The 2,844-nt window shown below is 48.5% G+C and carries 3 protein-coding genes; all 3 read right to left on the bottom strand.

The features are described from left to right. Positions 1-51: 51 nt before the first annotated feature. The 3 genes from DWZ61_RS19330 to DWZ61_RS19320 all read right to left on the bottom strand — a co-directional run bounded on the left by DWZ61_RS19330 (position 52) and on the right by DWZ61_RS19320 (position 2,777). The gene (locus DWZ61_RS19330; protein ID WP_022312941.1) at positions 52-825 is read right to left on the bottom strand and encodes an ATP-binding cassette domain-containing protein; all 774 of its coding nucleotides are present in this window, start codon (positions 823-825) and stop codon (positions 52-54) included. Further along, positions 819-1,700: an ABC transporter permease gene (locus DWZ61_RS19325; protein WP_118540111.1), complete on the bottom strand. Its 882-nt coding sequence runs from the start codon at positions 1,698-1,700 to the stop codon at positions 819-821. Before DWZ61_RS19325 ends, DWZ61_RS19330 begins: the two co-directional genes overlap by 7 nt. 75 nt (positions 1,701-1,775) lie before the next feature. After that, positions 1,776-2,777: an ABC transporter substrate-binding protein gene (locus DWZ61_RS19320; RefSeq protein ID WP_117466904.1), complete on the bottom strand. Its 1,002-nt coding sequence runs from the start codon at positions 2,775-2,777 to the stop codon at positions 1,776-1,778. Positions 2,778-2,844: the final 67 nt, after the last annotated feature.

The following is a 2,844-nucleotide window of genomic DNA, read 5'->3' as shown; positions in this document are numbered from 1 at the left end:
CATGCTCCGGGAGTTCGTGGATTTTGCCAATGTATTTAACTAACTTTCCATTTAGTTACCGCACTCTACGCTGATGCGGTTGAAGATCGCCATGATCTCCTCGGTGTTGATGGTCTTCTTCTCTTCTCCGGCTTTGTCGAGGATGGCTTTTCCTTCGTGCATCATGATCAGGCGGTTACCGTATTCCACGGCATAGCGCAGATTGTGGGTGACCATAATAGTGGTCACTTTCTTCTCCTTTACGACCTGATCGGTGAGCTCCATGATGATCTCCGCAGTCTTGGGATCCAGCGCAGCGGTATGCTCATCCAGAATGAGGAAATCAATCGGTGTCATGGTAGCCATGAGCAGCGCCAGTGCCTGTCTCTGTCCTCCGGAGAGGGAGCCGACCTGCACCCCCATCTTATCTTCCAGTCCCAGATTTAAGGGACGTAACATCTCGCGATACTCTTCCAGCTTTGCTTTATTCACACCACGTCCCAGGTTATAAGGCTTGCCCTTATTCTCCGCAATGGACATGTTCTCTAAAATCGTCATGCCGGGGCAGGTTCCCTTGGAAGGATCCTGATAGACTCTGCCGATCCGACGCTGGCGAATATAATCCTTCTGTCTCGTAATATCTTCTCCGTGGATCAGAATCTTGCCGCTGTCCACCGCAATGCTTCCACAGATGATGTTCAGCATGGAAGTCTTACCGGAACCGTTGCTTCCTACAACGGATACGAATTCTCCGTCCTTTACCGTAAGGTTGAAATCCCTGAACAGGCACAGCTCGTTGACCGAACCGGGATTGTAATTCTTGTTGATATTGATAAGTTCTAGCATGCTTTCACCTTCTTTCTGTCCATGCTGACCACCAGAATGATCAGGAACAGGACTGCTGTGATCAGCTTGATGGCATTAGGGCTGATACCTGCGAACATGGCTACTGCCACACATGCCTTATACAGAATGGATCCCACCACAACACTGCTGGTCACACGGAAAAATGTTACCTTCTTGAACAGGCTGGTGCCGATGATAACGCTGGCCAGACCGATGACTACCGCACCGGTTCCGATGGAAATCTCAAAACTTCTCTGCTGCTGTGCATAGATACAACCGCTTAAGGATACCAGACCATTGGCAATGGACAGTCCCACAATCTTCACCAGTCCTTTATCCACACCGAGGCTGGTAACGATAGTATCATTGTCACCTACGGCACGCAGCAGGAATCCGGACTTGGTACTCATGTACCAGTCTAAAAGATATTTTGCCACCATGGTGATTAGGAAAATAATGATCACATTTTTGAAATTCGACAAAAAAGAGGGGGTAATGCTGTTCACAAAGCTGTTGTTGAAAATATTTTCCTTATCAAAAATAGCTACATAGCCGGAGCCTGCCACCCACAGATTGATGGTATACAGACCGGTCATCATAATGATACCGGAAAGCAGGTCTCTTACTTTCAACTTCACATGGATCAATCCGGTACAGATTCCCACCAGTGCTCCGCCTAAGAATGCAATGGGAAGGGTGAGGATTGCCGGGACGCCGAAACCGTTGATCAGACGCACAGTGATGGCAGCCCCAAAGGGGAAGCTGCCATCGACCGTAAGATCCGGGAAATCCAGTATTTTATAGGTAATGTAGACACCCAGTGCCAGGATGCCGTAGATCATTCCTTGTTCCAGTACGCTTAATAATAACGCCATATTTTTCTCCATTCTTAAAATCCTGTATATCCGGATTACTCTATTATTTTCTGCCTGTCGGCAGCTATTTCCTGATTACTGTACTACGATCTCATCAAAGGACTGGTAAGCATCGGTCTTGTAATTCTCGGGAAGTTCCAGGTTGATCTTCTCTGCTGCTGCAAAGTTCACATACAGGCTGGGCTCGGAGATTACTTCGAAATTCAGTTCGGAAGCTTCTGCCTCTCCCTTCAGGACTCTTGCTGCCATCTTACCGGTCTGCTTGCCGAGTTCGATGTATTCCAGACCCATGGATGCCACGCAGCCAGCCTTAACCTGCTCTACTTCGGAACCAAATACGGGGATGCCTGCCTTGCCAGCCTCATCCAATACCGTCTGCAGTGCGCTTACTACGGTGTTGTCGGTCAGGTTGGTAATGCAGTCTACCTTGGATGCGATATCCGCTGCTGCCAGAGCTACCTCAGACATTGCGGTAACACCGCTGTCCACGATCTCGAATCCGTAGTTGCCTGCCAGAGCCTTGTACTCTGCGATGGTACTGATGGAGTTTGCTTCGCTGGTGGTGTAGATGATACCGATGGTCTTCGCTTCAGGAAGTACCTCACGGATCATTTTCAACTGTGCATCTACTGCCAGTGCATCGGAAGTACCGGTGATGTTGCCTACGGGAGTACCATCCTCATTGGCCAGACCTGCTTCCACAGGATCAGATACTGCAGTGTAGATCACGGGAATATCTGTATTCATTGTAGCATTGTATGCTGCCATAGCGCAAGGAGTTGCGATAGCACAGATCATATCTACTTTCTTACTTACGAAGTTGCTGGCGGTCATGGCGGAAGTTCCGTTGTCTGCCTGTGCATTGACATATTCGATCGTCAGGTTCTCACCCTCTACAATACCTTCCTCTGCCAGCCCCTGAATAAATCCTTCACGACAGTTGTCCAGGGAACCATGTACGGCGTACTGCATGATACCAATGGTGTAATTGTCCTTGCCTGCGGTGCTGCCACATCCGGTGAGGGCACCCATTGCCATAACTGCGGTTAATACTGCTGCCAAAATTCTCTTCTTCATAATCTTATTCCTCGCTAGTATAATAATGGTGTAGTCAATCAAGACTACTTGGTTAATAAGTTTCTAT

The organism is Clostridium sp. AF34-10BH (genome assembly GCF_003478095.1).
In the GTDB taxonomy this organism is placed as follows: Bacteria; Bacillota; Clostridia; order Lachnospirales; family Lachnospiraceae; genus Acetatifactor; species Acetatifactor acetigignens.
This window is presented reverse-complemented; position numbering and strand designations above follow the sequence as displayed.